Origin of the sequence: Pseudomonas sp. FSL R10-1339 (genome assembly GCF_009600545.1) — a bacterium.
Taxonomy (GTDB): domain Bacteria; phylum Pseudomonadota; class Gammaproteobacteria; order Pseudomonadales; family Pseudomonadaceae; genus Aquipseudomonas; species Aquipseudomonas bubulae.
Map to the genome: position 1 here is coordinate 15,504 of NZ_WIVQ01000016.1, position 26,531 is coordinate 42,034.

General features: G+C 58.2%; 25 protein-coding genes. 10 read left to right on the plus strand and 15 right to left on the minus strand.

Going from position 1 to position 26,531, the window contains the following annotated elements; translation table 11 throughout:
- Positions 1-16 precede the first annotated feature (16 nt).
- The 6 genes from leuD to GHO03_RS07615 all read right to left on the minus strand — a co-directional run bounded on the left by leuD (position 17) and on the right by GHO03_RS07615 (position 5,675).
- Complete coding sequence (gene leuD, locus GHO03_RS07590) at positions 17-631, minus strand: 3-isopropylmalate dehydratase small subunit (protein WP_095001587.1); 615 nt, start codon at positions 629-631, stop codon at positions 17-19.
- On the minus strand, positions 628-2,049 hold the full coding sequence (gene leuC / locus GHO03_RS07595) for a 3-isopropylmalate dehydratase large subunit (RefSeq protein WP_095031994.1): 1,422 nt from the start codon (positions 2,047-2,049) through the stop codon (positions 628-630). Before leuC ends, leuD begins: the two co-directional genes overlap by 4 nt.
- 168 nt (positions 2,050-2,217) lie before the next feature.
- Positions 2,218-3,375, minus strand: coding sequence for a betaine/proline/choline family ABC transporter ATP-binding protein (locus GHO03_RS07600; protein ID WP_095001585.1), 1,158 nt, complete (start codon positions 3,373-3,375; stop codon positions 2,218-2,220).
- Complete coding sequence (locus GHO03_RS07605) at positions 3,372-4,025, minus strand: ABC transporter permease (protein WP_095001584.1); 654 nt, start codon at positions 4,023-4,025, stop codon at positions 3,372-3,374. Before GHO03_RS07605 ends, GHO03_RS07600 begins: the two co-directional genes overlap by 4 nt.
- 14 nt (positions 4,026-4,039) lie before the next feature.
- Positions 4,040-4,933 carry a glycine betaine ABC transporter substrate-binding protein gene (locus GHO03_RS07610; protein WP_133144783.1) on the minus strand — a complete coding sequence of 298 codons (894 nt, stop codon included), beginning with the start codon at positions 4,931-4,933 and terminating at the stop codon, positions 4,040-4,042.
- 25 nt (positions 4,934-4,958) lie between these two features.
- Positions 4,959-5,675 carry an ABC transporter permease gene (locus GHO03_RS07615; protein WP_095001582.1) on the minus strand — a complete coding sequence of 239 codons (717 nt, stop codon included), beginning with the start codon at positions 5,673-5,675 and terminating at the stop codon, positions 4,959-4,961.
- A gap of 339 nt (positions 5,676-6,014) precedes the next feature.
- Between GHO03_RS07615 and GHO03_RS07620 the strand changes: the two genes are divergently transcribed.
- The 5 genes from GHO03_RS07620 to GHO03_RS07635 all read left to right on the plus strand — a co-directional run bounded on the left by GHO03_RS07620 (position 6,015) and on the right by GHO03_RS07635 (position 9,431).
- Positions 6,015-7,598 carry a peptide chain release factor 3 gene (locus GHO03_RS07620; RefSeq protein ID WP_016779471.1) on the plus strand — a complete coding sequence of 528 codons (1,584 nt, stop codon included), beginning with the start codon at positions 6,015-6,017 and terminating at the stop codon, positions 7,596-7,598.
- A gap of 324 nt (positions 7,599-7,922) precedes the next feature.
- A complete protein-coding gene (locus tag GHO03_RS25740) occupies positions 7,923-8,309 on the plus strand; it encodes an S-type pyocin domain-containing protein (protein ID WP_345789305.1) in 387 nt (128 codons plus the stop codon).
- Complete coding sequence (locus GHO03_RS25810) at positions 8,231-8,539, plus strand: HNH endonuclease signature motif containing protein (protein WP_306106498.1); 309 nt, start codon at positions 8,231-8,233, stop codon at positions 8,537-8,539. Before GHO03_RS25740 ends, GHO03_RS25810 begins: the two co-directional genes overlap by 79 nt.
- Positions 8,539-8,802, plus strand: a complete 264-nt coding sequence (locus tag GHO03_RS07630; RefSeq protein ID WP_133145186.1) for a bacteriocin immunity protein — start codon at positions 8,539-8,541, stop codon at positions 8,800-8,802. The genes GHO03_RS25810 and GHO03_RS07630 overlap by 1 nt, the downstream gene beginning before the upstream one ends.
- Before the next feature lie 344 nt (positions 8,803-9,146).
- On the plus strand, positions 9,147-9,431 hold the full coding sequence (locus GHO03_RS07635) for a hypothetical protein (protein ID WP_178102596.1): 285 nt from the start codon (positions 9,147-9,149) through the stop codon (positions 9,429-9,431).
- 163 nt (positions 9,432-9,594) lie between these two features.
- Here the strand turns inward: GHO03_RS07635 and GHO03_RS07645 are convergent, their stop codons facing one another.
- From GHO03_RS07645 to GHO03_RS07685, 9 genes are all read right to left on the minus strand, one after another.
- Positions 9,595-10,569 (minus strand): peptide ABC transporter ATP-binding protein, encoded by a 975-nt coding sequence (locus tag GHO03_RS07645; RefSeq protein WP_095001579.1) that lies wholly within the window; start codon positions 10,567-10,569, stop codon positions 9,595-9,597.
- The gene (locus GHO03_RS07650) at positions 10,569-11,537 is read right to left on the minus strand and encodes an ABC transporter ATP-binding protein (protein ID WP_095001578.1); all 969 of its coding nucleotides are present in this window, start codon (positions 11,535-11,537) and stop codon (positions 10,569-10,571) included. Before GHO03_RS07650 ends, GHO03_RS07645 begins: the two co-directional genes overlap by 1 nt.
- A 10-nt stretch (positions 11,538-11,547) precedes the next feature.
- Complete coding sequence (locus tag GHO03_RS07655; RefSeq protein ID WP_153399511.1) at positions 11,548-12,459, minus strand: ABC transporter permease subunit; 912 nt, start codon at positions 12,457-12,459, stop codon at positions 11,548-11,550.
- A 10-nt stretch (positions 12,460-12,469) separates the two neighbouring features.
- Positions 12,470-13,480 carry an ABC transporter permease subunit gene (locus GHO03_RS07660; RefSeq protein WP_095001576.1) on the minus strand — a complete coding sequence of 337 codons (1,011 nt, stop codon included), beginning with the start codon at positions 13,478-13,480 and terminating at the stop codon, positions 12,470-12,472.
- 74 nt (positions 13,481-13,554) lie between these two features.
- Positions 13,555-15,150, minus strand: coding sequence for an ABC transporter substrate-binding protein (locus tag GHO03_RS07665; protein WP_095001575.1), 1,596 nt, complete (start codon positions 15,148-15,150; stop codon positions 13,555-13,557).
- 88 nt (positions 15,151-15,238) lie between these two features.
- Positions 15,239-16,603, minus strand: a complete 1,365-nt coding sequence (locus tag GHO03_RS07670; RefSeq protein ID WP_153399513.1) for an OprD family porin — start codon at positions 16,601-16,603, stop codon at positions 15,239-15,241.
- A 281-nt stretch (positions 16,604-16,884) separates the two neighbouring features.
- Positions 16,885-18,483, minus strand: a complete 1,599-nt coding sequence (locus GHO03_RS07675; RefSeq protein ID WP_153399515.1) for an ABC transporter substrate-binding protein — start codon at positions 18,481-18,483, stop codon at positions 16,885-16,887.
- A 297-nt stretch (positions 18,484-18,780) separates the two neighbouring features.
- Positions 18,781-20,406, minus strand: a complete 1,626-nt coding sequence (locus GHO03_RS07680; RefSeq protein ID WP_095018283.1) for an ABC transporter substrate-binding protein — start codon at positions 20,404-20,406, stop codon at positions 18,781-18,783.
- A gap of 414 nt (positions 20,407-20,820) precedes the next feature.
- On the minus strand, positions 20,821-21,537 hold the full coding sequence (locus GHO03_RS07685) for an SIMPL domain-containing protein (RefSeq protein WP_095001570.1): 717 nt from the start codon (positions 21,535-21,537) through the stop codon (positions 20,821-20,823).
- Between the two features lie 382 nt (positions 21,538-21,919).
- On the opposite strand from GHO03_RS07685, the gene GHO03_RS07690 reads away from it, so the two are divergent.
- The 5 genes from GHO03_RS07690 (at position 21,920) to GHO03_RS07710 (ending at position 26,480) form a co-directional block, all read left to right on the plus strand.
- Positions 21,920-23,182, plus strand: coding sequence for an ATP-binding protein (locus tag GHO03_RS07690; RefSeq protein WP_133144784.1), 1,263 nt, complete (start codon positions 21,920-21,922; stop codon positions 23,180-23,182).
- Entirely contained in the window at positions 23,175-23,735 is a 561-nt protein-coding gene (locus GHO03_RS07695) for a response regulator transcription factor (RefSeq protein ID WP_016779485.1), read from the plus strand. Before GHO03_RS07690 ends, GHO03_RS07695 begins: the two co-directional genes overlap by 8 nt.
- Positions 23,736-23,875: 140 nt before the next feature.
- Positions 23,876-25,591 (plus strand): ABC transporter ATP-binding protein/permease, encoded by a 1,716-nt coding sequence (locus tag GHO03_RS07700; protein ID WP_133144785.1) that lies wholly within the window; start codon positions 23,876-23,878, stop codon positions 25,589-25,591.
- A 55-nt stretch (positions 25,592-25,646) separates the two neighbouring features.
- Entirely contained in the window at positions 25,647-26,141 is a 495-nt protein-coding gene (locus GHO03_RS07705) for a hypothetical protein (RefSeq protein ID WP_095001567.1), read from the plus strand.
- 51 nt (positions 26,142-26,192) lie between these two features.
- A complete protein-coding gene (locus GHO03_RS07710) occupies positions 26,193-26,480 on the plus strand; it encodes a PA4642 family protein (protein ID WP_095001566.1) in 288 nt (95 codons plus the stop codon).
- Positions 26,481-26,531 lie beyond the last annotated feature (51 nt).

Consider the following 26,531-nt stretch of genomic DNA (forward strand, 5'->3'; position numbering starts at 1 on the left):
GCCGTGAGGGCGCTTTTCAGCTCAACCAAGGGTTGGCCTGCAAGTGCCGCTCTTGGAACTCGCGAATCTGCCGACTGCGTTGCAAGGTGCTGCCAATGGCATCCAGCCCCTGCAACAGCGCGGTTTTACGCAGGCCGTCGATCTGGAACTCAACCGTTGAACCATCGGCCAGACAAATGCTTTGGCTCGGCAGGTCAACGGCAATTTCAGCCATATCTGCGTGGCTGACAGTGTGCCCTAGCGCCTGCACCTGCGCCTCTTCCAGGGTAATCACCAACACCCCGTTACGCTGGCAGTTGTCATAAAAGATCCCGGCAAAGCTGCTGCCAATCAAGGCCCGGATACCGAGTTGCTTCAATCCCCAGACCGCATGTTCACGGCTGGAGCCACAGCCAAAATTCGGCCCGGTGACTAAAAAGCGTGCCTCTTGCCAGCCCGGCTGATTAAGGACGAACGCCGGGTTCGGCTCGCCCGAAGGCAGGAAACGCAGGTCAAAAAACAGACCGCGATCCAGTCCGTTGCGATCAATGCCTTTAAGAAACTGCTTGGGCATGATCACATCGGTATCGATGTTGGCCGCGAGCATCGGTGCTGCCTTGCCGCTGACGGTGGTGAAAGGTTGCATGCTCAGACTCTCCCTGACAGTTGGCGAACGTCGACCAGATGGCCGGTAATGGCGGCGGCCGCGACCATCGCCGGGCTCATCAAATGGGTGCGTGCCCCGGCGCCCTGGCGGCCTTCGAAGTTGCGATTGGTACTGGAGGCGCAGCGGTCGCCGGGGGCGAGTACGTCATCATTCATGGCCAGGCACATGGAGCACCCGGACTGGCGCCACTCAAAACCGGCGTCGATAAAGATCGCGGCCAACCCTTCGGCCTCGGCCTGATCACGCACCTGAGTCGACCCCGGCACGATCATCGCCCGCACATGCGTGGCCACTTTCTGGCCGCGCACCACCTGTGCGGCGTCACGTAAATCTTCAATGCGGGCGTTGGTGCACGAACCGATAAAGGCATGGCTGATCACCACTTCATTGAGCGGCGCGCCAGCCTCCAGGCCCATGTAGTTCAAGGCCCGGCGCATGTCCTGACGCAAGATCAAGTCGCTGATCGCCTGCGGGTCCGGTACGCGGCTGCCAATGGCGGCGGCCTGATCGGGGCTGGTGCCCCACGTGACCATCGGTTGCAGGTCAGTGGCGTCCACTTGCACCTCTTGATCGAACTGCGCGTCGGGGTCGCTATAAAGCAGGCACCAATGCTCAACCGCTTGTTCCCACAACTCGCCTTGTGGGGCACGGGGTTTGTCTTTGAGGTAGGCGTACACCTTGTCATCGGGCGCCATAAAAGCACCGCGGGCACCGGCTTCCACGGCCATGTTGCAGATGGTCATGCGCGCTTCGACGCTCAATGCATCGATGGTCGAGCCGGTAAATTCAATGGCATAGCCGGTGGCGCCTGAAGCGCCGATTTTGGCGATCAGGGCCATGATCAGGTCTTTTGACGTCAGCCCCAGGCCCAGCGCGCCCTGGACGGTCACTCGCATGCTTTTCAGACGTTTGTAGACCAGTGTCTGAGTGGCCAGCAGGTGCTCGATTTCAGAGGTGCCGATACCAAAGCCGAAGGCACCCAGCGCGCCATAAGTCGTGGTGTGACTGTCGCCTGCGGCGATCATCATGCCGGGCAGGATGAAGCCTTGCTCGGGGGCGATAACGTGTTCGATCCCCTGGCGCTGGTCGAGCACATCGAACAGCTCGATGCCAAACTTTTCGCAGTTCTGTTGCAGATACGACACCTGCAAAGCGCCGCCTGCATCGGCCATGGCGGCCACGCGCACGGGGGCGGTCGGGTTCACATGGTCAACCACCGCCAGGGCGGTTTCCGGGCGCCACACTTCGCGCCCGGCTTCACGCAAACCACTGAAGGCTTGCGGGCTGGTGTATTCGTTAATGACCTGACGGTCTATGTATAGCAAGACGTGACCTTGATCATCGAGCGCGCACACGGTGTGCGCATCAATGTGCTTGTCGTAGAGGGTTTTGGCATGGGGCATGGTGATGGCTCGCAGCGGGAGGCGTGCGAACCATCATAAGGACGCGGGGAGCACCATCAATGGCGATGCAGTGATGGCTCAGAACATGATTCGTGTTGGATACAACAGGTTGTAGCCGCTGCCGCAGGCTGCGCAACCCGGCGCAGTCTGCGGCAGCGGCTACAGGGCTCAAGCGGAAGCTATTTCAGCCGGTGAAACAATGCTGGTCTTGGCGCCACGCGAACGACCCGAACTCAGGTACGCCGCAATCGATTCTTGCGTCACTTCGCCCTGGAATACGCGTTCGGCGTCCATCACCGGCAACCACGAGCGGTTGAACTCGTACATGCGCGACAGCAGGATGCGCAAATGTTCTTCCGACGCAGCGGTCGCGGTGAACTCCCGCAGGAACTGGCCACAGGTGCCTGTCTGGCGATGCAGGTCACGACGACGTACATACCCCAGTGCCTTGTTGTCGGCACAGGTGACCACCACATAGCGACGGTCCAGTTCGTCCATCAGCTCCAGGGCTTCGGCCACCGGGGTTTCCGGGCTCACCGATGGCGCGTTGTCCGCGGCATCTTCGGCCTTGACCAGCAGCAGGCGCTTGAGGGTGCTGTCCTGGCCGACAAAGTTGCTCACGAAGTCGTCCGCCGGGTGAGCGAGCAGGGTATCCGGGTGGTCCATTTGCAACAGTTTGCCGCCACGGAAGATGGCGATCTTGTCGCCCAGTTTGATCGCTTCGTCGATGTCGTGGCTGACCATGATTACGGTCTTGTTCAGCGCGCGCTGCATCTCGAAGAATTCGTTCTGGATCATCTCGCGGTTGATCGGGTCCACCGCACCAAACGGTTCATCCATCAGCAGCAGCGGCGCATCGGCCGCCAGGGCGCGAATCACGCCGATTCGTTGCTGCTGACCACCAGACAGTTCGCGCGGATAACGGTTGAGGTATTGCTTGGGCTCCAGCTTGATCATGCTCATCAGTTCGCGGGCACGGTCATGGCACTTTTGCTTGTCCCACCCCAGCAGGCGCGGAACGATGGTGATGTTCTCCTCGATGGTCATGTTGGGGAACAGGCCGATCTGCTGGATCACATAACCAATATTGCGACGCAGGGTTACCGGGTCGAGGTCAGTGGTGTCTTCGCCATTGATAAGGATCTTGCCCGACGTGGGCTTGATCAGACGGTTGATCATTTTCAGCGTGGTGCTTTTGCCGCAGCCCGAAGGCCCGAGGAATACGCAGATTTCGCCTTCATTGACGGTCAGGTTTACCGAGTCCACGGCCTTTACATCTTTGCCGTTGCTTTGGAATGTTTTGCTGAGGTTTTGAAGTTCGATCATTTGAGCAGTCCTTTTGGAGTCAGCGAGCGTTGCAGCCATTGCAGAAGCAGGTCGGCGATGATGGCCAGAACACTGACCAACACGGCGCCTACGATCAGCATCGACATGTCGCTACGGCTGATTGCAGCAAGAATAAGTACACCCAGACCACCGGCACCGATGGTGGCGGCAATGGTCATGACGCCGATGTTCATGACCACGGCGGTACGCACACCGGCCAGAATCACCGGCACGGCGATGGGCAGTTCAACCATGCGCAGGCGCTGGCTGAAGGTCATGCCGATACCGCGAGCGGCTTCGCGAATACCCGGTTCCACGCCGGTGAGGGCCAGGAAGGTGTTACGCATGATCGGCAGCAGTGAGTACAAAAACACGGCGGTAATGGCCGGCATAGGGCCAAGGCCCTGGCCGAACTTCGAGTAGAACGGCAGCAGCAGGCCGAACAGGGCAATTGACGGAATGGTCAGCAGCACCGTGGCGCTGGCTTGCAGCGGGCCGGCCAGTGACGGAAAGCGTGTCATCAGCACGCCCAGCGGCACGCCGATCAGGATTGCCAGAATCACGGCAATGCCGACCAGGGTGATGTGCTGCAAGGTCAGATGCAGAACAAGCGACCAGTCCATGTGGGAAAAGGCGTTTAAAAATTCCATGTCTTCTCCTCTTTTCAGTTCAGTGGATGCTGGCGCAGAAAGTCTGCGGCGACTTTGGACGGGCTTTCGTGGTTTACATCGACCCGGGCGTTGAGTTGACGCATGGTTTCATCGTCAAACAGATCGGCCAGTGGCTTAAGCAGCCCCGCAAGGTCGGGGTGCTGATCCAGATAGGCCTGACGCACTACCGGCGCGGCGGTGTAGTCCGGGAAGTAGTGCTTGTCGTCTTCAAGCAATTTGAGATTGAAGGCGCTCAAGCGACCGTCCGTGGTGTAGACCAGTCCGGCAAACACCTGGCCGTTTTTCAGCGCGGTGTAGACCAGCCCGGCGTCCATCTGGCGGATATTGCGACGGGTCAGGTCCATGTCGTAGAGCTTGACCATACCCAGCAAGCCGTCGGAGCGGTTGGCGAACTCGGTGTCCAGGGCCACCAGCGCATTTTTGTTGTCCGGTTCGCGCATTGCCTTGTTCAGGTCGCTGATGCTGTTGATGCCCGGAAACGCTTCGGCCACCTTTTGTGGCAGTGCCAGCGCATAGGTGTTGCTGAACTTGGACGGATGCAGCCAGACCAGTCCTTTTTTAGCATCGACCTCTTTTACCCGGTCGTAGGATTGCTGGCTGTCGAGTTTGTCGGTGATGTGGTTGTAGGCCACCAGCGAAACGCCGGTGTATTCCCACACCATGTCCAGTTGCCCCGACTCCTGGGCCGAACGCGCCAGGCTGCTGCCCAGCCCGCCGGTGACCTGAGCGTTATAGCCCTTGCTGTTGAGGTATTGCGAAGTGATTTCCGCGAGCAGGGTTTGCTCGGTAAACACCCGCGCCCCAATGCGAATCAAGGGTTTTTCCGCAGCCTGGGCAATTCCTGCACACAGCAGGATGCAGCCTAGTAAAAAGCTAATTTTTTTCATGGTTATTCCTTTGCTCAGCCAGACCTTAAGCAGGTCGCAGACCGCGTTCCAACCACTGGCGGCTGATGAGTATCACCAGGCCGTCGAGCAGCAGTGCCAGCAGCGCAGTACAGGCGGCGCCGAGAATCAGTTGCGGCTGATTGTTGAGGGCAATGCCTGGAAAAATCAGGCTGCCCAGGCTGTTGGCGCCGATCAGGAACGCCAGCGGGGCGGTACCGACGTTGATCGCCAGTGCCACGCGCACACCGCCCATGATGATGGGCACGGCGTTGGGCAACTCGACCCGCCACAGCACCTGGCGCGGGGTCATGCCGATACCGACGGCGGCTTCCTTGAGCGAACCCTGGACGTTTTTCAAGCCTTCGTAGGTATTGCGCACAATGGGCAGCAACGAGGCGAGAAACAGGGCGAAGATGGCAGGGCCGCTACCGATGCCCAGGAAACCCAGGGCAATGGCCAGTACCGCCAGAGGAGGCACGGTGTTGCCGATGTTGAAGACTTGCATGAAGCGTTCCGCACGTCCGGCCATTGAAGGTCGGCTGAGGAAAATGCCGGCAGGTATCCCTACAAGGAGGGCGGCGAGCATTGAAGCGAGTACCAGGTACAGGTGGGCTTGCAGGTAGAACAACAAATCATCTTGATAGTGTTCGATAGTGCTGATGCCGATCCAGTGGACCAACAGGGCCAGAAGCGCGATAACGACCGCGCATCCTATAAGCCCTTTTCCATAGCGATTCGCCATAGACGGACTCCTTTTTTTTCAGTCGGCGAACACATCGTCGTGTGGCAAGGCCATTCCTGGCTGCCGGCAATATGTTCGCGAAGAGCAACAGGTGGTGGCGAAAATGCGCCCTCAACACCTGTCATTAGCGCAGCCTCGTCAGGCTAACTTGCTGATATTTCAGCCCCTGACGCTTTGTCGTATCAGGAGAGTGGACGCCTCCACTGTTTAAAAGGTTCACATTTTTTACGGCACATTGCCACCCTTGTCCGACGAGCCACGGTTCCAACGGTGGCTGTAGGCGCCTGATTTGAGCTATAATCCGCGCCCTTTTTTGAATCAATCGTCAGGCGATTTCCCATGACCAACCAGGCCGCCGAAGTCGCGAAACGCCGCACTTTCGCCATTATTTCCCACCCCGATGCGGGTAAGACCACCATCACCGAAAAGCTCTTGCTGATGGGTAAGGCGATTGCTGTCGCCGGTACGGTGAAATCGCGAAAGTCCGACCGCCATGCCACCTCCGACTGGATGGAAATGGAGAAACAACGGGGTATTTCGATTACCACGTCGGTCATGCAGTTCCCGTATCGCGACAACATGATCAACCTGCTCGACACCCCGGGCCACGAAGACTTCTCCGAAGACACCTACCGCACGCTGACCGCGGTCGACTCGGCGCTGATGGTCCTCGACGGCGGTAAGGGCGTTGAGCCACGTACCATCGCCCTGATGGACGTGTGTCGTCTGCGTGACACGCCAATCGTCAGCTTTATCAACAAACTCGACCGCGATATTCGCGACCCGATCGAGTTGCTGGACGAGATCGAAGCGGTCCTGAAAATCAAGGCGGCGCCGATCACCTGGCCGATCGGCTGCTACCGCGATTTCAAGGGTGTCTACCACCTGGCAGACGACTACATCATCGTCTACACCGCCGGTCATGGGCATGAGCGCACCGAAACCAAAATCATCGAAAAGCTCGATTCCGATGAAGCCCGTGCCCACTTGGGTGACGAGTACGATCGTTTTGTTGATCAACTGGAACTGGTTCAGGGCGCTTGCCATGAATTCAACCAGCAGGAATTTCTCGACGGCCAGTTGACCCCGGTGTTCTTCGGTACCGCACTGGGCAACTTTGGTGTCGACCATGTGCTCGACGCGGTAGTTGACTGGGCCCCGAAGCCGCTGGCCCGTGTTGCCAACGAGCGTACCGTCGAGCCGGTTGAAGAGAAATTCACCGGTTTCGTGTTCAAGATCCAGGCGAACATGGACCCGAAACACCGCGACCGTATCGCCTTTATGCGCATTTGCTCGGGCAAATACGAAAAGGGCATGAAAATGCGCCATGTGCGCACCGGCAAAGATGTTCGTATCGGCGATGCGCTGACGTTCTTCTCCTCCGAGCGTGAACAGCTCGAAGAGGCTTTTGCGGGTGATATCATCGGTTTGCACAACCACGGCACCATCCAGATCGGTGACACCTTCACCGAAGGTGAGAGCCTGAGCTTCACCGGTATTCCGCACTTTGCCCCGGAACTGTTCCGTCGCGTACGTCTGCGCGATCCACTCAAGTCCAAGCAATTGCGCCAGGGCTTGCAGCAACTGGCCGAAGAGGGCGCCACCCAGGTGTTCTTCCCGGAGCGCAGCAACGACATCATCCTGGGCGCCGTGGGTGTGCTGCAGTTCGACGTGGTCGCCAGCCGCTTGAAAGAAGAATACAAAGTGGAATGCTCCTACGAGCCGATCACTGTGTACTCGGCTCGCTGGATTGATTGCGACGATAAGAAGAAGCTCGAAGAGTTCAGCGTCAAAGCTGTGGAAAACCTGGCCGTGGACGGTGGCGGTCACCTGACCTATCTGGCTCCGACCCGCGTCAACCTGGCGTTGATGGAAGAGCGCTGGCCGGATGTGAAGTTCCGCGCAACCCGCGAGCATCACTAAGCACTCAGGTGTCTGGTTGATAAAAAAGCGAAGCCCTTGGGCTTCGCTTTTTTTTGCGCAAATTTTGTAACCGCTGCCGCAGACTGCGATCGAGCCCTTAGGAGCGCAAAGGCCTGCGGACCTATTCGCGCCTTGTCCGGTTTATTCGCAGGCACAGCTTCGGGGTTTTTGGTGGGGGTGTCTGCCTTGGTGTATTCGCCCAAACTGGCAAATGGCGAATTGCCTGAGCGCTATGCATTTAGTAGGCCGCTCTCGGATCTGGCACCTGGGCTCAACGACGATCTATCAGCAATTGCTGCCGCCAATGGCAATGTTGATCTGCCAGTGCGTATCAGTTCAAAAACAGCCGCAGATGGGCAGTCTGAAGTTTTTGTCGCTTTGGCGGATGGCATAACTGTGCCGTCGAATGTCAGGGTTGTAGCTGCAACGTTTAACGCACAGCTGAATGTTTACAGCGTAACCACTGAAGATGTACCGCCAAGGACGTTGACCTGGACACCCATCGTCGATCCGGGGAATAGCTCGACTACTTCCCCTGCCGAGCAACCAGTGCCAACGGTTTACACTGGCGCCACTGTCACGCCAGTACGGGTATCTGGCTGGGGGCTGCGGCGCAGGGTGAGGGTGCTGCGGTGCCGTCACAGATTGCTGATCGGCTTCGGGGAAGGGAGTTCAAGAATTTCAAGGCGTTTCGAGAGGCGTTTTGGGTAGAAATAACGAAAGATCCGGTGCTGTCACAGCAGTTTATAGCTCCAAATAGAGCCCGAATGAGCATCGGTAATGCAGCTAAGACCAGGAAAAGTGATGCAGTGGGCAAGCGGTCCTCATTTGAAATACATCATGTCCATGAAGTCGCTAAGGGGGGAGATATTTACAATGTTGAAAATATGTTGATTTTGACCCCTAAGCGTCACCTGGATATTCATAAAGGAGCGAAATGATGGAGCTGAAAAGTAGTTTCTCTGAGTATACGGAAGCCGAGTTCTTGGTGTTTATGAAAGAAATATTCCAGGAGAACATTGCTGAAACTGATGAACGCCTTGACAAGCTTCTGGCGCATTTTGAAAAAGTCACTGAGCATCCTGAAGGTACAGACCTTATCTACTATGCCGCATCTGATTTGGACAGCACTCCAGAAGCTATAACCAAGAAAGTCAGTGAATGGCGAGCCGCCAACGGTAAGCCTGGCTTCAAATCTGCTTGATTTTTGCTTGTTCAGCCCAGCCATCCAGTGATCATGGGTGGCTGGGCTTTTTATTGGCTAAATGTCTACGGCTATCAATTCAACTATCTAACGCACGTGTCTTCAGTAGTCGCTGCCGAAGGCTGTGATCGCGTCCGAAGCAGTTTACGACTGCTACGCAGTCGGACGTAGCCTCGCGCTGCTCGTCAACGGCTACAAGTGAGCGTATGGCCCACCACATAGTATCGACAAACGCGGCTGCGTTACTCCGAATGGGTATATCCCAGCCTGTGAGTTTCTGGAAAAGCTGAAAGGGGCGAACTAGGTTTAAAGGGTGCTTTTCTCATAACAGGATGGAAATCGCGATGAAGCTTTTTCAACGCATTGTGCTGTTGCTCAAGGTGCTGGTGCTGCTGACGGTGAGTGCCTCGGCGGCTTGGGCGAGCAACCCGCTGAGCAGCACGGGGGCCGGGTTTTCAGTAACAGGCGTGCCGGGGCCGACACTTCATGCCATCTACAAGTCGGATTCCGAACCTGGGGACCAGGGGCAGGGCGGCAGTTCGGGGGATGATGACCAGACCGATGGTGATGGCGGCGGTGACGGTGGGGATAACGGCGATGAGGGCGATGAAGGCGATAGCCAGACGTAATGCATTACCTCTATGTGTAGCCGCTGCCGAAGGCTGCGTTCGATTGCGAAGCAATCGTAAAACCTGAGCTTGCGGTATGTCTGTTACTCCGCGGGCCTCGATTTTACGACGGCTGTGCCGCCGAACGCAGCCTTCGTTCCTCGGCAGCTGCTACGGGTCGTGTTTAGCTCTGCAAAAACTGCTCCGCGTGATGGCAGGCAACCTGGCGGTTGTCGAGCAGGCGCAGTACAGGTTCGTCTGTGCTGCACAACTCGGTCGCATACGGGCAGCGCTTGTGAAAGGCGCAACCTGATGGCGGGTTCAGCGGGTTGGGCAGCTCGCCGACGATCTTGATTTTTGGCTTGAGCGGATCGGGGTGGATCGTCGGCGTGGCCGACAGCAGCGCCTGGGTGTAGGGGTGCAACGGCCGGGTGTAGATCTCCTCCTTGGGGCCCATCTCTACCGGGCGACCGAGGTACATCACCAGTACCGTGTCGGCCACATGTCGCACCACCGCCAGGTTATGGGAAATGAACACGTAGGCAGTGTTGAACTCCTGCTGCAAATCCATAAACAGGTTAAGCACCTGCGCCTGGATCGACACGTCCAGCGCCGAGGTTGGTTCGTCCGCCACCAGCACCTTGGGTTGCAACATCATGGCCCGGGCCAGGGCGATACGCTGGCGCTGGCCCCCCGAGAACATATGCGGGTAGCGCTGGTAATGCTCGGGGCGCAAGCCGACCTGTTTCATCATGGCCTGGACTTTTTCGCGGCGCTCGCTGGCGCTCAGGCTGGTGTTGATGAGCAGCGGCTCGGCCAGTTGATCGCCGATTTTCTGCCGCGGGTTGAGCGAGGCGTAGGGGCTCTGGAACACCATCTGCACGTCTTTGCGCAGTTGTTTGCGCTCGGCCTTGTTGGCCCCTGCAACTTCTTGCCCGGCAATTTTCAGCGAGCCCGAGGAGGGCTCTTCAATCAAGGTCAACGCGCGGGCCAGGGTGGATTTTCCGCAACCGGACTCTCCCACCACGGCAAGAGTTTTACCGGCTTCCAGTTCAAATGACACGCCGTTGAGTGCGCGCACCAGCGCATGGCCTTTGAACATGCCACGGGATACTTCGTAGTGACGGGTTAGGTCGCGGGCGGTAAGAACAACAGTCATTACGCCACCTCCTGATTCAAGGGGAAGAAGCAGCGCACCTGGCTGTGAGCCTGTTGCTCCAGCGCAGGACGTTGTTGACGACATTGCTCTTGTACATACGGGCAGCGCGGTGACAGCAGGCAGCCTTTGGGCCGGTCATAGCGACCGGGCACGATGCCGGGCAAGGTCGACAGACGGGCAGCGCCCATGCTGTGTTCCGGGATCGCAGCCAGCAGTGCCTCGCTGTACGGGTGCGCGGGCACATCAAACAGCCCCGGCACGTTGCCGACTTCCACGGCCTGGCCGGCGTACATCACGCATACCCGCTGGGCGGTTTCGGCGACTACGGCGAGGTCGTGGGTAATCAGCACCAGGCCCATGTTCTGTTCGCGTTGCAGGCTCAGCAGCAGGTCCATGATCTGCGCCTGGATGGTTACGTCCAGGGCCGTGGTAGGTTCGTCGGCGATCAGCAGTTTGGGTTCACCGGCAATCGCCATGGCAATCGCCACGCGCTGGCTCATGCCGCCTGACAGTTGGTGCGGGTAGGCGTCCATGCGGCTGGCAGCCCCCGGGATTTCAACTTTTTCCAGCAGCTCGATGGCCCGTTTGCGCGCTGCCTTGGCGGACATTTTCAGGTGCAGGCGCAGCACTTCCTCGATCTGGAAACCCACGGTGTAGCTGGGGTTCAGTGCGGTCATGGGGTCCTGGAAGACCATCGCCATGTCCTTGCCGACGATCTGGCGGCGCTGACGCGCGCTGAGGGTCAGCATGTTCTTGCCGTCGAAGGTCAGCGCGTCGGCGCTGACGATACCAGGGTGCTCGATCAGGCCCATCAGCGCCATCATGGTCACGGACTTGCCCGACCCCGACTCACCGACAATTGCCAGTACTTCGCCTTTATCCACAGACAGGCTCAGGCCGTCTACCACCGGCACGGCCGTAGCGTCGCCAAAACGGACATTGAGATTCTTGATTTCTAACAGTGACATGGGAATCTCCTCAGGCGGCGTTCTTGAGTTTCGGGTCCAGCGCATCGCGCAGGCCGTCGCCCATCAGGTTGATTGCCAGCACGCTGAGCAAAATGGTCAAGCCAGGCAGGCTGACGACCCACCACGCGCGTTCGATATAGTCGCGGGTCGAAGCCAGCATGGTGCCCCACTCAGGGGTTGGCGGTTGTACGCCGAGGCCAAGAAAGCCCAGTGCTGCGGCGTCGAGGATCGCCGAGGAGAAACTCAGGGTGGCCTGCACGATCAGCGGCGCCATGCAGTTGGGCAGCACAGTGATAAACATCAGGCGCGGCAGACTGGCACCGGCCAGGCGGGCAGCGGTCACATAGTCGCGGTTCAGCTCGCCCATCACGGCGGCACGGGTCAGACGCACGTACGATGGCAACGACACCACGGCAATGGCGATCACGGTGTTGATCAGGCCAGGGCCGAGGATGGCGACAATCGCCACGGCCAGCAGCAAGGAAGGCAGGGCCAGCATGATGTCCATCAACCGCATGATGCCCGGGCCGAGAAGGCGCGGAAAAAAGCCGGCAAACAGGCCCAGGATCACGCCCGGAATCAGCGAGATGACCACAGACGACAAACCGATCAACAGCGACAGCCGTGAACCTTCGACCAGGCGTGACAGCAGGTCGCGACCCAGTTCATCGGTGCCCAGCAGAAATTGCCAGTTGCCGCCTTCCAGCCAGACCGGCGGGGTCAGCAGAAAGTCGCGGTATTGCTCACTCGGGCTATGGGGGGCGACCCACGGGGCGAAGATCGCGCAGAACACGATGATGGTCATGAAAATCAGACCCGCCACAGCGCCCTTGTTCCGGGAGAAGGCATGCCAGAATTCTTTGTACGGTGATGGATAAAGCAGGCTTTGATCCACTTCGGTCGTGCTTGGGGAGGTGCTCATGGTCAGGATCTCAGCGCTGGTGACGGATGCGTGGGTTGGCAAAGCCGTAGAGGATGTCGACTACGAAGTTGACCAGAATCACCAGGCAGGCGATTAGCAGGATGCCGTTTTGCACCACGGGATAGTCCCGGGCGCCAATGGCTTCGATCAGCCATTTACCGATACCAGGCCACGAAAAAATGGTTTCGGTCAGGACTGCACCGGCCAGCAGGGTGCCCACTTGCAGGCCGACCACGGTCAGTACCGGGATCAGGGCGTTGCGCAGGCCGTGCACGAACACCACGCGGGCGGGTGACAGGCCTTTGGCGCGGGCGGTACGGATGTAGTCTTCGCGCAGCACTTCAAGCATGGATGAGCGGGTCATCCGCGCGATCACGGCCAGCGGAATGGTACCCAGCACAATGGCCGGCAGAATCAGGTGGTGCAACGCGTCCCAGAAGGCTTCGGGCTCGTCGCTGAGCAGGGTGTCGATAAGCATGAAGCCGGTTTTGGGCTCTATGTCGTAGAGCAGGTCGATACGCCCGGACACCGGGGTCCAGCCCAGGCCCACGGAGAAGAACATGATCAGGATCAGGCCCCACCAGAAGATCGGCATCGAATACCCCGCCAGGGAGATACCCATCACGCCGTGGTCAAACAATGAGCCGCGTTTGAGTGCCGCGATCACTCCCGCCAGTAGCCCGAGGATGCCGGCGAACAACAGGGCGGCGCTGGCCAGTTCCAGCGTGGCGGGGAAAAGTGCGGAAAATTCGCTCCACACGCTTTCACGGGTGCGCAATGACTCGCCCAGATCGCCATGTGCCAGTTTGCTGACGTAGTCGATGTACTGCTCGTGCAGCGGCTTGTTCAGACCCAGGCGCTCCATGGCCTGGGCGTGCATTTCAGGGTCTACCCGGCGCTCACCCATCATGACTTCGACCGGGTCACCCGGGATCATGCGAATCAGGGCAAAGGTGAGCAAGGTGATGCCGAAGAACGTGGGGATCAACAACCCCACTCGGCGGGCAATAAAACTAAACATCGTGTGGTGTTCCTTATCAGCCGGTCAGGCAGGTCCGCCGGGGTTGAGGTAAACCCTGGCGGGTTTTTATTGTTCTACTTCACCTGGGTTGTGGCGAAGTTGTTGTTGGTCAGGGGGCTAAGGGTATAGCCCTCGACGTTTTTGCGCATCGCCGTGAACAGCATAGGATGGGTTACGTTGATCCAGGGTTGGTCCTGATTAAAAATCATCTGTGCCTGTTGATAGAACTCGGCCCGTTGCGAGGGTTCAGTGATACCACGGGCTTTGGTGATCAGGCTTTCGAAGTCCTTGTTGCACCAGCGGGCGTAGTTCTCGCCGTTTTTGGCCGCCTCGCAGCTAAGCAGCGGGGTCAGGAAGTTATCCGGGTCGCCGTTATCGCCGCCCCAACCGGTCGACACCAGATCATGTTCGCCATTTTTGGCGCGCTTGAGCATTTCGCCCCATTCCATGACCCGGATATCCAGCTTGAGGCCGATTTGTGCCAGGTCGGACTGCAGCAACTGCGCACCCAGCATCGGGTTGGGGTTGGTCGGGCCGCCGCCGTTGCGGGTGAATAGGGTCAGTACCGTGCCTTCAGGTACCCCGGCTTCCTTGAGCAAGGCCCGGGCCTTGTCCAGGTCGCGGGGCGGCCGCTGAATGCTGGTGTTGTAGCCCAGCATGGTCGGCGGGTAAGGGTTGACGGCCAGCAGTGCGTTGCCTTCGCCGTGGACGGAGTTCAGATAGGTCTGCTTGTCGAAGGCCATGTCGATGGCTTTGCGTACGCGCACATCGCTCAGGTACTTGTGACTGGTATTCATGGCGATATAGCTGGTCATCAGGGCGGCCAGCTCATCGACCTTGAGGTTGGGGTCCTTGCGGATGTTCTTGACCTCATCAGGCTTGGGGTACAGCGCGATCTGGCATTCGTTGGCCTTGAGCTTTTGCAGGCGCACGTTGCTGTCGGTGGCGATGGCGAAGATCAGCGCATCACTGGGCGGTTTGCCACGGAAGTAGTCCGGGTTGGCCTTGAAGCGTACCTGGGCATCCTTGTTGTAGCGCACGAAGATAAACGGGCCGGTGCCGATCGGCTTGGCATTGAGGTCGGCGGTTTTGCCGGACTTGAGCAACTGGTCGGCGTATTCGGCGGAGTAGATGGAATTGAACGGCATGGCCACGTCGCGCAGAAACGGCGCTTCAGGGTGGTTGAGAGTGATTTTTACCGTCAGGTCGTCAACTTTCTCGACGCTCTTGAGCAGGTCCTTGAAACCCATGCTTTCAAAGTAGGGGTAACCGACCAGCGACAGTTTGTGCCACGGGTGATTCGGGTCCAGCTGGCGCTGAAAACTCCAGACCACGTCATCGGCGTTCAGGGTTCGGGTCGGTTTGAAATAATCAGTGGTGTGAAACTTTACGTCGGGACGCAGGTGAAATGTGTATTCAAGCCCGTCCGGGCTGATGTCCCAGCGCTCGGCCAGGGCGGGCTCCACATCCGTGGTGCCGGGGGCAAAGTCGACCAGGCGGTTGAGTATGGTCTCGGCCGAAGCATCGGCAGTCACGGCGGTGGTGAACTGGACGATGTCGAACCCTTCAGGGCTGGCTTCAGTGCAGACCACCAGGGTTTTCGCGCTGACACTCACAGTGGTGCAGAGCAGTGCCGCGGCCAGGGCAGTGCGTAGTGGGAATCTTTTCATAGCAACCCTCTCCAGAGTCGGGTGAGCCAGCGTAACGGCTGCGGCTGATTCGTCGAATCAGCCGCAGCCTTCGGGTTTGAGCAGTTTTTTACAGAATGTTGAACGGAATGGTGGTCACCAGGCGGAATTCGTTGATGTTGCCGTCAGACTGGTTTTTGCTGGCGCGGTGCGTGGTGTACGTCGCGCGAATCGCGGTGGCTTTCAGCGGGCCACTTTGGATTGCATAGGACGTGCCAACGCTGTACTCGTAATGGGTTTCGCCGTCCATGTTCTTCACGTCGTAGGCGGTGCCGGTGTACTTGGTGCCATCGATATCCCAGCCGCGGGCGTGGTAGGCGTTGAACTTGAGGCCCGGAATGCCGTACTGGGCCATGTTGATGCTGTAGGCCAGTTGCAGGGATTTCTCGTTCGGGCCGTTGAAGTCCGAGAGCAGGGAGTTGGCCAGGTAGATGCCGTTTGTTTCGTGCAGGTAGTCGAAGTATTCGTCGCCGACGATCTGCTGGAACGACAGGCTCAGGGTGTGGGCCTGGTGGGTCAGGGCAAAGGCCAGGCTGTAGGCGTCGTTGTTGATGTTGCCCAGGGCCTTGCTGCCGGTATCCAGGGTCTTGTAGTAGTTGAAGTTGGTATTCAGGCCCAGGGTGGCGTTGTCGCCCATGTCGTGTACGGCGCCGAAGTAGTACTGGTTCCAGAAGTCTTCAACGTGGGTTGCGTACAGCGTGGTCTTCAGGCTCTTGAACGGCTGGTAGTTGAGGCCGGCGACGCTGGCGCGATCGGTTTCAACCCCGGTTGCGCCGTATTCGCTGCGGAACTTGCTCAGGCTCGACTCGGTACGCGGGGACACGCGGTCAAAGGAGCCGGCATCGAACGACAGGTTGTTGAACTCTTCACTGTGCAGGCCCACCCCTTGAAAGCTGGAAGGCAGTGCGCGGTTACCGATCACGTCGATGGTCGGGCTGCTGAAGTTCTGTCGGCCTACGGTCAGCGTGGTGTTGGAGATGCGGGCGCTGAGGTTGGCCAGGCCCAGCTTGCTCCACTGGCCGACGGCGTCGCCGTCGCTGTGGGTCAGGGTGCGGTTGTTTGGCCCGGCGATGTCCTTGGCGTCGCGATCCAGGGCAATGGCGTTGTAAGCCGCGACCTGGGTGCTGAAGCCTACGGTGCCTTCGGTGAAGCCCGACTTGTAGTCGAGGATGGTGCTCTGTACCCAGTTGATCCGGCGCGGGGTGGATTCACGGGTGCCGTGGTTGTTGTAGCTGAAACGGTCATCGCGACGCTTGAGCTCGTTGGCGTACCAGTTGCGGGTAGTGCCGCCCAGGGTCTGGTCTTCGACAAAGCCCTTGGTCTCGCTTTGAGCGCTGCTGGCTTTGAGTTCGGTCGGCATGAATTCATCGGCATTGGCCATCGCAGTGATGCTGCTGATGGACAAGGCCAATAACGCGCGGCTGGTGAGTTTCATGGTTGAGGCTCCTCTTTGGTTTCTTCTTTTTATGGCCGGTCTTTTTTTGTGATGACTCGGCTGTTGTAAAACGATTTAAAGCATTGCAAACGTTTGCCTGGTGCAGATTTGGCGAAGTTTTAGCGGGCCATGGGTTAAGTGACCTGCTGAAAGAGCGGTGTTGTTTGTGATCTCTGTTGTGGGAGCGAGCCTGCTCGCGAAGGTCGTTGGCGATACCGCGCTGCTCTTGAGGACTTCGCGAGCAGGCTCGCTCCCACAGTGGCACTGTTCTATTGGAGTAATCAGTCCTTGAGGCTGACACCTGAGAAGGCGTTACGGCCAAAGGGGCTGACCGTGAACCCTTCGACTTTGGCGCTCAGCGGCTGGTTGACTGTGGAGTGCGCAATGGGGGTGATCGGCACCTGTTGCTTGAGCAACTGCTGGGCCTGTTTGTAGAGCACCGTGCGCTGATCGCGATCGGTCACGACCTTGGCATTCTTGACCAGGGTGTCGTACTCCTTGTTGCACCACATGGAGTAGTTGTTGCCACCAATCGCGTCGCAGCTGTAGAGGGTGCCGAGCCAGTTGTCCGGGTCACCGTTGTCGCCGGTCCAGCCAATCAGGCTGATGTCGTGCTCACCGTTTTTGGTGCGCTTGATGTACTCGCCCCATTCATAGCTGACGATCTTGACCTTGAGGCCGATCTTGGCCCAGTCCGACTGCAGCATTTCGGCCATCAGCTTGGCGTTCGGGTTGTAGGGGCGCTGTACGGGCATGGCCCACAGGGTTATTTCGGTGCCGTCCTTGACCCCAGCGGCTTTGAGCAGCTCTTTGGCTTTTTCCGGGTTGTAGGGGGCGTCGGTAATGGTTTCGTCGTAGGACCATTGCGTTGGCGGCATGGCGTTGACGGCTTTTTGGCCTGCGCCCTGATACACCGCCTTGAGGATCTCGTCCTTGTTGACCGCCATGTCCAGGGCCTGGCGCACCTGCAACTGGTCGAACGGTTTGTGCTGCACGTTGTAGGCTATGTAACCGAGGTTGAAGCCGGGCTTTTCAATCACCTGCAGCTTCGGATCGGCCTTGAGGCCGGCAACGTCGGCCGGGCGCGGGTTGAGCGAGACCTGGCATTCGTTTTTACGCAGCTTTTGCATGCGCGCCGAGGCATCGACGCTGATCGAGAAAATCAGGTTGTCGAGCTTGACCTGGCTGGGGGCCCAATAGTCCTTGTTGGCGGCGTAGCGGATGTTCGAGTCTTTCTGATAACGATGGAACACATACGGGCCGGTGCCGACAGGCTTCTGGTTGATATCGCTGGGCTTGCCGCTCTTGAGCAACTGGTCGGCGTATTCGGCCGACAGGATGGCGGCAAAGCTCATGGCCAGGTTTTGAATAAAGGCGGCGTCTACCGAGTTGAGTTTCATGACCACGGTCATGGGACCGGTTTTTTCGACGCTGGCGATGTTCTTGTCCAGGCTCATGCCGTTGAAGTACGGGAACTCGGTGGGGTAGGCCTTGCGGAAGGGATGGTCCGGGTTGAGCATACGGTTGAACGTAAAGAGCACGTCATCGGCATCGAAGTTGCGGGTCGGGGTGAACCATTTTGTGGTGTGGAACTTGACCCCGTCACGCAGGTGGAACGTCCACGTCAGGCCGTCTTCGGAAACATCCCAGCTCGTTGCCAGGGCCGGAACGGCTGCGGTGCCACCTTTTTCAAACTCAGCGAGGCGGTTGTAAATGGGCTCGGCCGCGTCGTTGTCGGTGGCGGTGGTGTACTGCGCGGTGTCAAAACCGGCCGGGCTGCCTTCGGAACAAAACACCAGGCTGTTGGCTGCGTTTGCGAGTGGGCTGCCGGCAAGTACGCCGGCGCCGATCAATACTGATAAAACCAGAGGGTTGCGCATGGCGTTCCCTATCCTTTTTTTATTTTTGAGTCCTGAGCGCGCCTTGATCGAAGGCGTACGGTTCAGGGCGTCGATGCCATCAACTACTGCGCCTCACCCGCTGCAATAGACTGCCCTTGGCCGAAGTTAAGCAGCCGGCGCTCAGCAGTAAATACATGGGATCTGACAATCTTGTAGGAATCGTCTTGGCTTCCTATAGCCTCTGATGTAGTCAGATATGGCTTTAGGCTGTAGGTGATTTCCACCGTCCTGGTAGATAAGTGAATGCAGCCTTGTAGCCGCATTCACCGGTCCTTGTTATTTGCCGACGCTGACCCCGTAGAAGGAGTTCAGGCCAAACGGGCTGATCTTGAAATCTTCTACGTTTTTGCGCATCGGTTGATACACCGTCGAGTGTGCGATAGGTGTCATCGGAATCTGGCTTTTGAGTCGTTGCTGCGCCTGTTGGTACAGTTTTGTGCGCTCTGCAATATCAGTGGTGGCCTTGGCGGCTTTGACCAGTTTGTCGAACTCCGGGTCGCACCATTTGGAGAAGTTGTTGCCTTCCAGCGAGTCGCAGCCAAACAGGGTGCCGAGCCAGTTGTCCGGGTCACCGTTGTCGCCGCTCCAGCCAATCAGCATAGCGCCGTTCTCGCCGCCTTTGGAGCGCTTGATGTACTCGCCCCATTCGTAGCTGGTGATCTTGGCCTTGATGCCGATCTTGCTCCAGTCCGACTGGAGCATTTCAGCCATCAGCTTGGCATTGGGGTTATACGGGCGTTGCACCGGCATGGCCCACAGTACGATCTCGGTACCTTCCTTGACGCCTGCTTCCTTGAGCAGTTGTTTGGCTTTTTCCGGATCGAAAGGTGCGTCCTTGATGCTGGTGTCATAGGACCATTGGGTCGGAGGCATGGCACCCACCGCCAGTTGGCCTGCACCCTGGTATACCGAGTCGATGATCTGCTGTTTGTTCACCGACATGTCCAGGGCCTGGCGGACCTTGAGCTGGGACATCGGGTTTGGCTCGTTGCTGCCCTTGATCTTGTCCATCACGTTGTAGGCGATGTAACCGAGGTTGAAGCCCGCTTGATGGGGCATCTTCAGATTCGGGTCTTCACTCAGGGCCTTGAGGTCGGCCGGACGCGGGAAGAGGGTGACCTGGCACTCGTTCTTCTTGAGCTTCTGGACGCGTACCGAGGGGTCGGTGGTGATGGCGAAGATCAGGTTGTCGATCTTGACGTCTTCTGGCTTCCAGTAGTCCTTGTTGCCGGTGTAGCGGATGTTCGAGTCTTTCTGGTAGCTCTTGAACACAAACGGGCCAGTGCCGATCGGTTTCTGGTTGATGTCGGCAGGCTTGCCTTCCTTGAGCAGCTTGTCGGCGTACTCGGCGGACTGGATGGATGCAAAGTGCATCGCCATGTTCTGGATAAACGCGGCATCGACCGAGTTCAGGGTGAACTTGACGGTCTTGTCGTCGATTTTTTCCACCTTGGCGATGTTTTTGTCCATGCCCATGTCGGTGAAATAAGGGAATTCGGTGGGGTAAGCCTTACGGAACGGCATGTCTTTGTCGAGCATGCGGTTGAACGTGAAAAGCACGTCGTCGGCGTTGAAATCGCGGGTTGGCTTGAAGTAAGGGGTGGTGTGGAACTTGACGCCATCACGCAGGTGGAAAGTCCATGTCAGGTTATCTGGCGAGACATCCCAGCTGGTCGCCAGGCCGGGCTCAACCTTGGTGCCGCCACGTTCGAACTGGCTCAGGCGGTTAAAGATGGTCTCGGCCGACGCATCAAAGTCAGTACCGGTGGTGTACTGGCCAGGGTCAAAACCTGCCGGGCTGCCTTCAGAGCAAAACACCAGGTTGGAAGCAGCGTGGGCGAAAGGTGCACTTGCCAACAGGCTGGCGCCTACTAAAAACGGAATGACCGCGTGTTTGAACATGGTGGCCTCATGATTTTTGTCATTTTTGGTTTGAGGGCGACCTTATGAGTCGACCCGGCGATACTTATGCACAGCCCATACCCAATGCAATATGTGGAAGCAGTTGAAGCTTGAAAAGGTGGGACGATCGTACAGGAATGTCGCTTTTATATAACTTATGACGCATTTGATCGTTTGCGCATGGCATTTCGACTCATTTGCTTACATCTGCGGGGGGCTTTTGCGACCTTCTTGCACTGTTTTAGGACAGTGTTGTTACTAATCAATACCCCTGTGCGGGAAACATTGTTGTGAAGGGCAGCGCTGCTGCAGGTAATCACCTTGAGATTCTAGAACGATTGCAGGCGTTTTCCCGGGGGCATAAAAAAACCCCTGAAACGGTCTGGCTTCAGGGGTTGGCAGGGCGTATCAGGCTTACTGCATCTGCACTTCAATCACGCCATCGGCACTCATGCTGACTTCACTGGTGCCGGCTTCGACTTCCGGGGTAGGCGCCGAGTCCATCGCCGGGGCTGCGGCCTTCATCATCATTGCGCTGCGCAGGTAAGGTTGCGGGTAGCCGTTGGTGTTGAGGTTCAGGTTGACGATCTTGTAACCCTTGCCGCCCAGGGCGTCGGTGGCCAACTGGGCGCGAGCCTTGAACGCATTGACAGCGTCCTTGAGCAGCGCGTCTTCGCTGGTTTTGCGCGTGGCATTGGCGACGGTGAACTGCATGCTGCCCATTTTCAGGGTTTGCATCAGATCGCCGGTGAGCTTGGACAGAGCTGCAAAATCGGTGCTTTCAAGGCGCAGTTCTGCGCGTTCACGCCAACCGGTGATCTTCTGGGTTTTGTTGTCGTAAATCGGGTAGCTGTTGCGATTGCCCTGGCGCAGGGTGACTTCCTTGACGGATTTGGCCTGGCCGATGGCTTTGTTCATCGACGTGGTGATTTCTGCGGCCAACTTGGCGGCGTCGGTATTTTGCGCTTCGGTATAGAGGGTCACGATCATCAAGTCGCGAGGCACTTCCTGGCTGGCTTCGGCACGCAGGGAAATCTGGTTGTAATGAATGTCGTCTGCCAGGGCCGGCAGGCTGGCAAGTGCGCCGATGCTCAGGGTCAAAAGGGCAGCGGTGCGTTGGAAGTTGGACATGGAAGCTCCTTGATTGAGAACAGCAATGGCCATATGACTCTAATCAGTGGCCATCAGTTCGCCCAATTACATTTTCGATACATATGGTCTCCACAGATTGCGTAGCAGCTGCCGAAGGAACGAGGCTGCGTTCGAGCGCGAAGCGGTCGTCAATGCTGAGAACCAGATTTAACTAATAGATCGCAATGTCTGATTTCGCGACTGCTTCGCAGCCGAACGCAGCCTCGTTCCTTCGGCAGCTGCTACGAGGGCGTTTTTTGCGCAGGCTTTTAGCCGCATTTTCATAAAAAACACTGTGGCTGTTTGCCGCACTTTTGCCTGCGGGGCCGCCTGCTTGGTTATACTCCCGGTGATCCGCCTGGAGCGCTCATCAGGAGAGCTCATGCTCGCCCCCGTTCAGTTATTGTCCGCAACACGCCAGAACCTCTGGCGTCTTACGTTTATCCGCATGTTGGTGCTGGCCGCGCAAGCGGGTTCAGTGGGCTTTGCCTATCTGTTCAACCTGCTGCCATTACCCTGGTTTCAGCTCAGCATCACCCTTGGGTTTTCCATGCTGTTGTGCGCGTTTACCGCGATCCGGTTGCGCACCACCTGGCCGGTGACTGAGCTGGAATATGCGCTGCAACTGGCCTGTGACCTGTTTATCCACAGTGCCCTGCTGTACTTTTCGGGTGGCTCGGCCAACCCGTTTGTTTCGTATTATCTGGTGCCGCTGACCATCGCCGCCGTCACGCTGCCCTGGCGCTATTCGCTGGTGCTGACCGGGATTGCGCTGGCGCTGTATACGCTGCTGTTGATGCAGTTCTACCCTATAGATACCGTGCCGTTCTTTCGCGAAAAGCTGCAGATTTATGGCATGTGGTTGAGTTTCGCCCTGTCAGCTGCGGTGATCACGTTCTTTGCCGCCAAAATGGGTGAGGAACTGCGCCGTCAGGAAGAACTGCGCGCCCTGCGCCGTGAAGAAGGCCTGCGCGACCAGCAATTGCTGGCCGTGGCCACGCAGGCGGCCGGTGCAGCCCATGAACTGGGGACGCCGTTGTCGACCATGAGCGTGCTGCTCAAGGAGATGCGTCGCGATCACCTTGACTCGGATTTGCAGGACGATCTGAGCGTGCTGCAGGATCAGGTCAAGCTGTGTAAGGAAACCCTGCAGCAACTGGTGCGTGCCGCCGAGGCCAACCGCCGGCTGGCGATCGAGGTTCAGGACGTTACGCAATGGCTGGATGAAGCCCTGAACCGCTGGCACTTGATGCGGCCTGAAGCCACTTATCGCTTCCAGTGCCTGGGCCACGCGCCGGTTCCGCGCCTGGCGCCGCCACCTGACTTGACCCAGGCGCTGCTCAACCTGCTCAACAATGCCGCCGATGCCTGCCCGGAAGGGCTGGAAGTGACAGTCGACTGGGATGCGGTTGATCTGACAATCAGTATTCGTGACCACGGTCCGGGTGTACCGTTGGCCATCGCCGAACAAATCGGCAAACCCTTTTTTACTACCAAGGGCAAAGGCTTCGGTCTGGGCCTATTCTTGAGCAAGGCCAGCGTGACCCGCGCTGGCGGCTCGGTAAAACTCTACAGTCATGAGGATGGCGGTACGCTCACTGAGCTGCGCCTGCCACGTGTCGCCCGAGGAAATGAAAATGAGTGAAGAAATTCAGGTCGAAGGCGAAGAACTGCCGCATTTGTTGTTGGTAGATGACGACGCCACTTTTACCCGTGTGATGGCTCGCGCCATGAGCCGACGCGGTTTTCGCGTGAGCACGGCAGGTTCCGCCGAAGAGGGGCTGATCCTGGCACAACAGGATCTGCCCGATTTTGCCGCGCTGGATCTGAAAATGGACGGCGATTCCGGCCTGGTCCTGCTGCCCAAGCTGCTGGAACTCGACCCGGAGATGCGGGTGGTGATCCTCACCGGTTATTCGAGCATCGCCACCGCCGTTGAGGCGATCAAGCGCGGAGCCTGCAACTACCTGTGCAAACCAGCCGATGCCGATGACGTGCTCGCTGCCTTGCTGTCCCAGCATGCCGACCTGGAAACCCTGGTGCCGGACAACCCGATGTCGGTTGACCGCCTGCAGTGGGAACACATCCAGCGCGTGCTGGGTGAGCATGAAGGCAATATTTCGGCCACTGCCCGCGCCCTGGGCATGCATCGGCGTACCTTGCAGCGCAAATTGCAGAAGCGTCCGGTGCGACGCTGAACGGGAGCTGTAGCATTTGCATTGCGCCTTGCATGCTGACGGCTACAGCTTCTAACCTGTAACAAGACGTGTCCCAGCGTCGTGGGCCGGTTGTCCTGACCAGCTTGCAGGTTGCTCTTTACTCCGAACGAGCCTGAACGATGAATCAGAACGCCGAGCCTTCTGTAGTGAATGATGCTGTGCGTGGGGATTTCATCCCTCGGGTGTGGCGCCTCATAACCCCCTACTGGCGCAGTGAAGAACGCGCCAGGGCGTGGTTGCTGTTGATCGCCGTAGTTGCCTTGTCGCTGGTCAGCGTGGGCATTTCGGTGTGGATCAACCACTGGTACAAGGACTTCTACAATGCCCTGGAAAACAAGGACGCCAAGGCGTTCTGGAGCCTGATCGGCTACTTCGGCATCATTGCCGCGGCGGGTATTGTCGGCGCGGTGTATCGGCTCTATTTGACCCAGATGCTGACCATTCGCTGGCGCCGCTGGCTTACCGAGCAGCACTTCGCACGCTGGCTGGCCCACAAGAACTATTACCAGCTGGAGCAGGGCGGCTATACCGACAACCCTGACCAGCGCATCAGTGAAGATATCAATTCGTTCACCGACAGCACCTTGACCCTGGGCCTGGGGCTGATCCGTAACGTGGTCAGCCTGGTGTCGTTTTCGATCATCCTGTGGGGCGTTTCGGGCAGCATCGAAGTCTTTGGCGTCACCATCCCCGGCTATATGTTCTGGTGCGCGCTGTTGTATGCCGCCGTGGGCAGTTGGCTGGCGCATCTGATCGGTCGGCGGCTGATTGGCTTGAGCAACCAGCAACAGCGCTTCGAAGCTGACTTGCGTTTCTCGATGGTGCGGGTGCGCGAGAATGCCGAGAGCATTGCCTTGTACAACGGCGAAACCAATGAGCATGAGCAACTGAGCACGCGTTTCAACAAGGTCTGGAAAAACTTCTGGACGCAAATGAAGGTACAAAAACGCCTGACGTTTTTCACCGCCGGTTACTCGCAGATCGCCATTATCTTTCCGTTTATCGTCGCGGCCCCGCGTTACTTTTCCGGCAAGATCGAGCTGGGTGAGCTGATGCAAATCAACTCGGCCTTCAGCAATGTGCAAGAGAACTTCAGCTGGTTTATCGATGCCTACGTGACTCTGGCGGCATGGCGTGCCACCTGCGACCGGTTGCTGAGTTTTCGTCAGGCCATGACCGACAACGAGCAGCGCAGCCCGGCGATTGATGTGCAGCATCTGGGCGAAAACTTGCAGATCCATGACTTGAGCCTGGATCTGGCCGATGGTCGCCCGCTGCTGCGTGACGCCAGCCTGCAGGTGCAGGAGGGCGAGAGGCTGATGCTCAGCGGTCGCTCCGGCAGTGGTAAGAGTACCTTGCTGCGGGCGATGGGCGGGCTTTGGCCTAGAGGGGGCGGGGCGATCTGCATGCCCCGCGAGCGTGCACTGTTTCTGCCGCAAAAACCCTACTTGCCCATAGGCACCTTGCGCGATGCCCTGAGTTATCCACAGACCGGGGACACCTACACCCTTGAGCGTTATGTAGAGGTGCTGCGTACTTGCCGGCTTGAGCACCTGATTCCCAAGCTTGATGAGATCAATCACTGGCAACGGTTGCTGTCCGGTGGTGAGCAGCAGCGCCTGGCTTTTGCCCGCGCGCTGCTGTATCGCCCGCAGTGGCTGTATATGGATGAATCAACCTCGGCAATGGACGAGGAAGACGAGGCCATGGTGTACCAGGCCCTGATCGATCAACTGCCGGGCTTGAGCATTGTCAGCGTGGGCCATCGCAGCAGCCTGGCGCGCTTTCATCCGCAGCATGTGCGGATCGTGGCGGGGCAGTTGGTTGCACAGTAGAAGAGGCGGGCGCGCGACATGCTAGAGTGCTGCTTCCCGTTTTCTGGAACCTGACATGAGTCTTCTATTTCGCAGTGTTGCCCTGAGCCTGCTGCTGGCCAGCCTGCCTCTGGCGGCGGCTCCTGTGGCCACACCGCTGTTGCACGGGCAGTTTCTGCCTGCCGATGATCTGCAAGTGCGCAGCGAAGTACCCGAGCAACAGCAGTTGATGCTGGTGACTTCGTACTCGGTGGTGGTGGGTAGCCAGCGCCAGTCCAATCAGCAGCCTATCCCGGTGACTTCGCCACTGCTGGTGCGCTTGAAGGGCAAGCCGATGAGCCAGGGCGCTACCGTGCGTCAGGTGCTGATTTCATTTGATGGCGAAAGCAAAAGCCTGAAAAAGCCCGTGTTCGACAGCAAGACGCGAACCCTGAGCTTGTCTTATCCACAGAGCCAGTACCGGGTCGTGATTGATTTGCTGCGCAATGACACGCTTTATGTCCAGTTCTTGACCTATGCCAATGGCCATATTTGGGCCGACTTGCACACCGGCAGCGTGCGCGCACGATAAGCCTTGGGTAAACTGCGGGCCCCGTGAAGTATCAACAGGCTGGAGCCGGACATGCGTAAAGACAAAAAGCAGTTGATTGGTGACGAGATCGGCGACGAGCAGATCAAGTTGTTCCTGGACTTTGAGCCTGTGGACGCTACTTCACCGTCGCTGCACAAACTGATCAAGGCTTATCGTGGCCTGCGCATCGATGACTTCGGGCGCTTCCTGGCTTTCTTCAAGGAAGCTGGCTACGACCTGGATGGCAAAGACGAACAGGGTCAGACGTTCGTGGACATCATCAAGGACCAGCGCAATGCTGACGACTACATCGAGCTGATCAACCAGGCTCGCGGTTGATCCACACCCTGTAGATACTCTGTTGCAGGTCAAGCCCTATTGTGGGAGCGA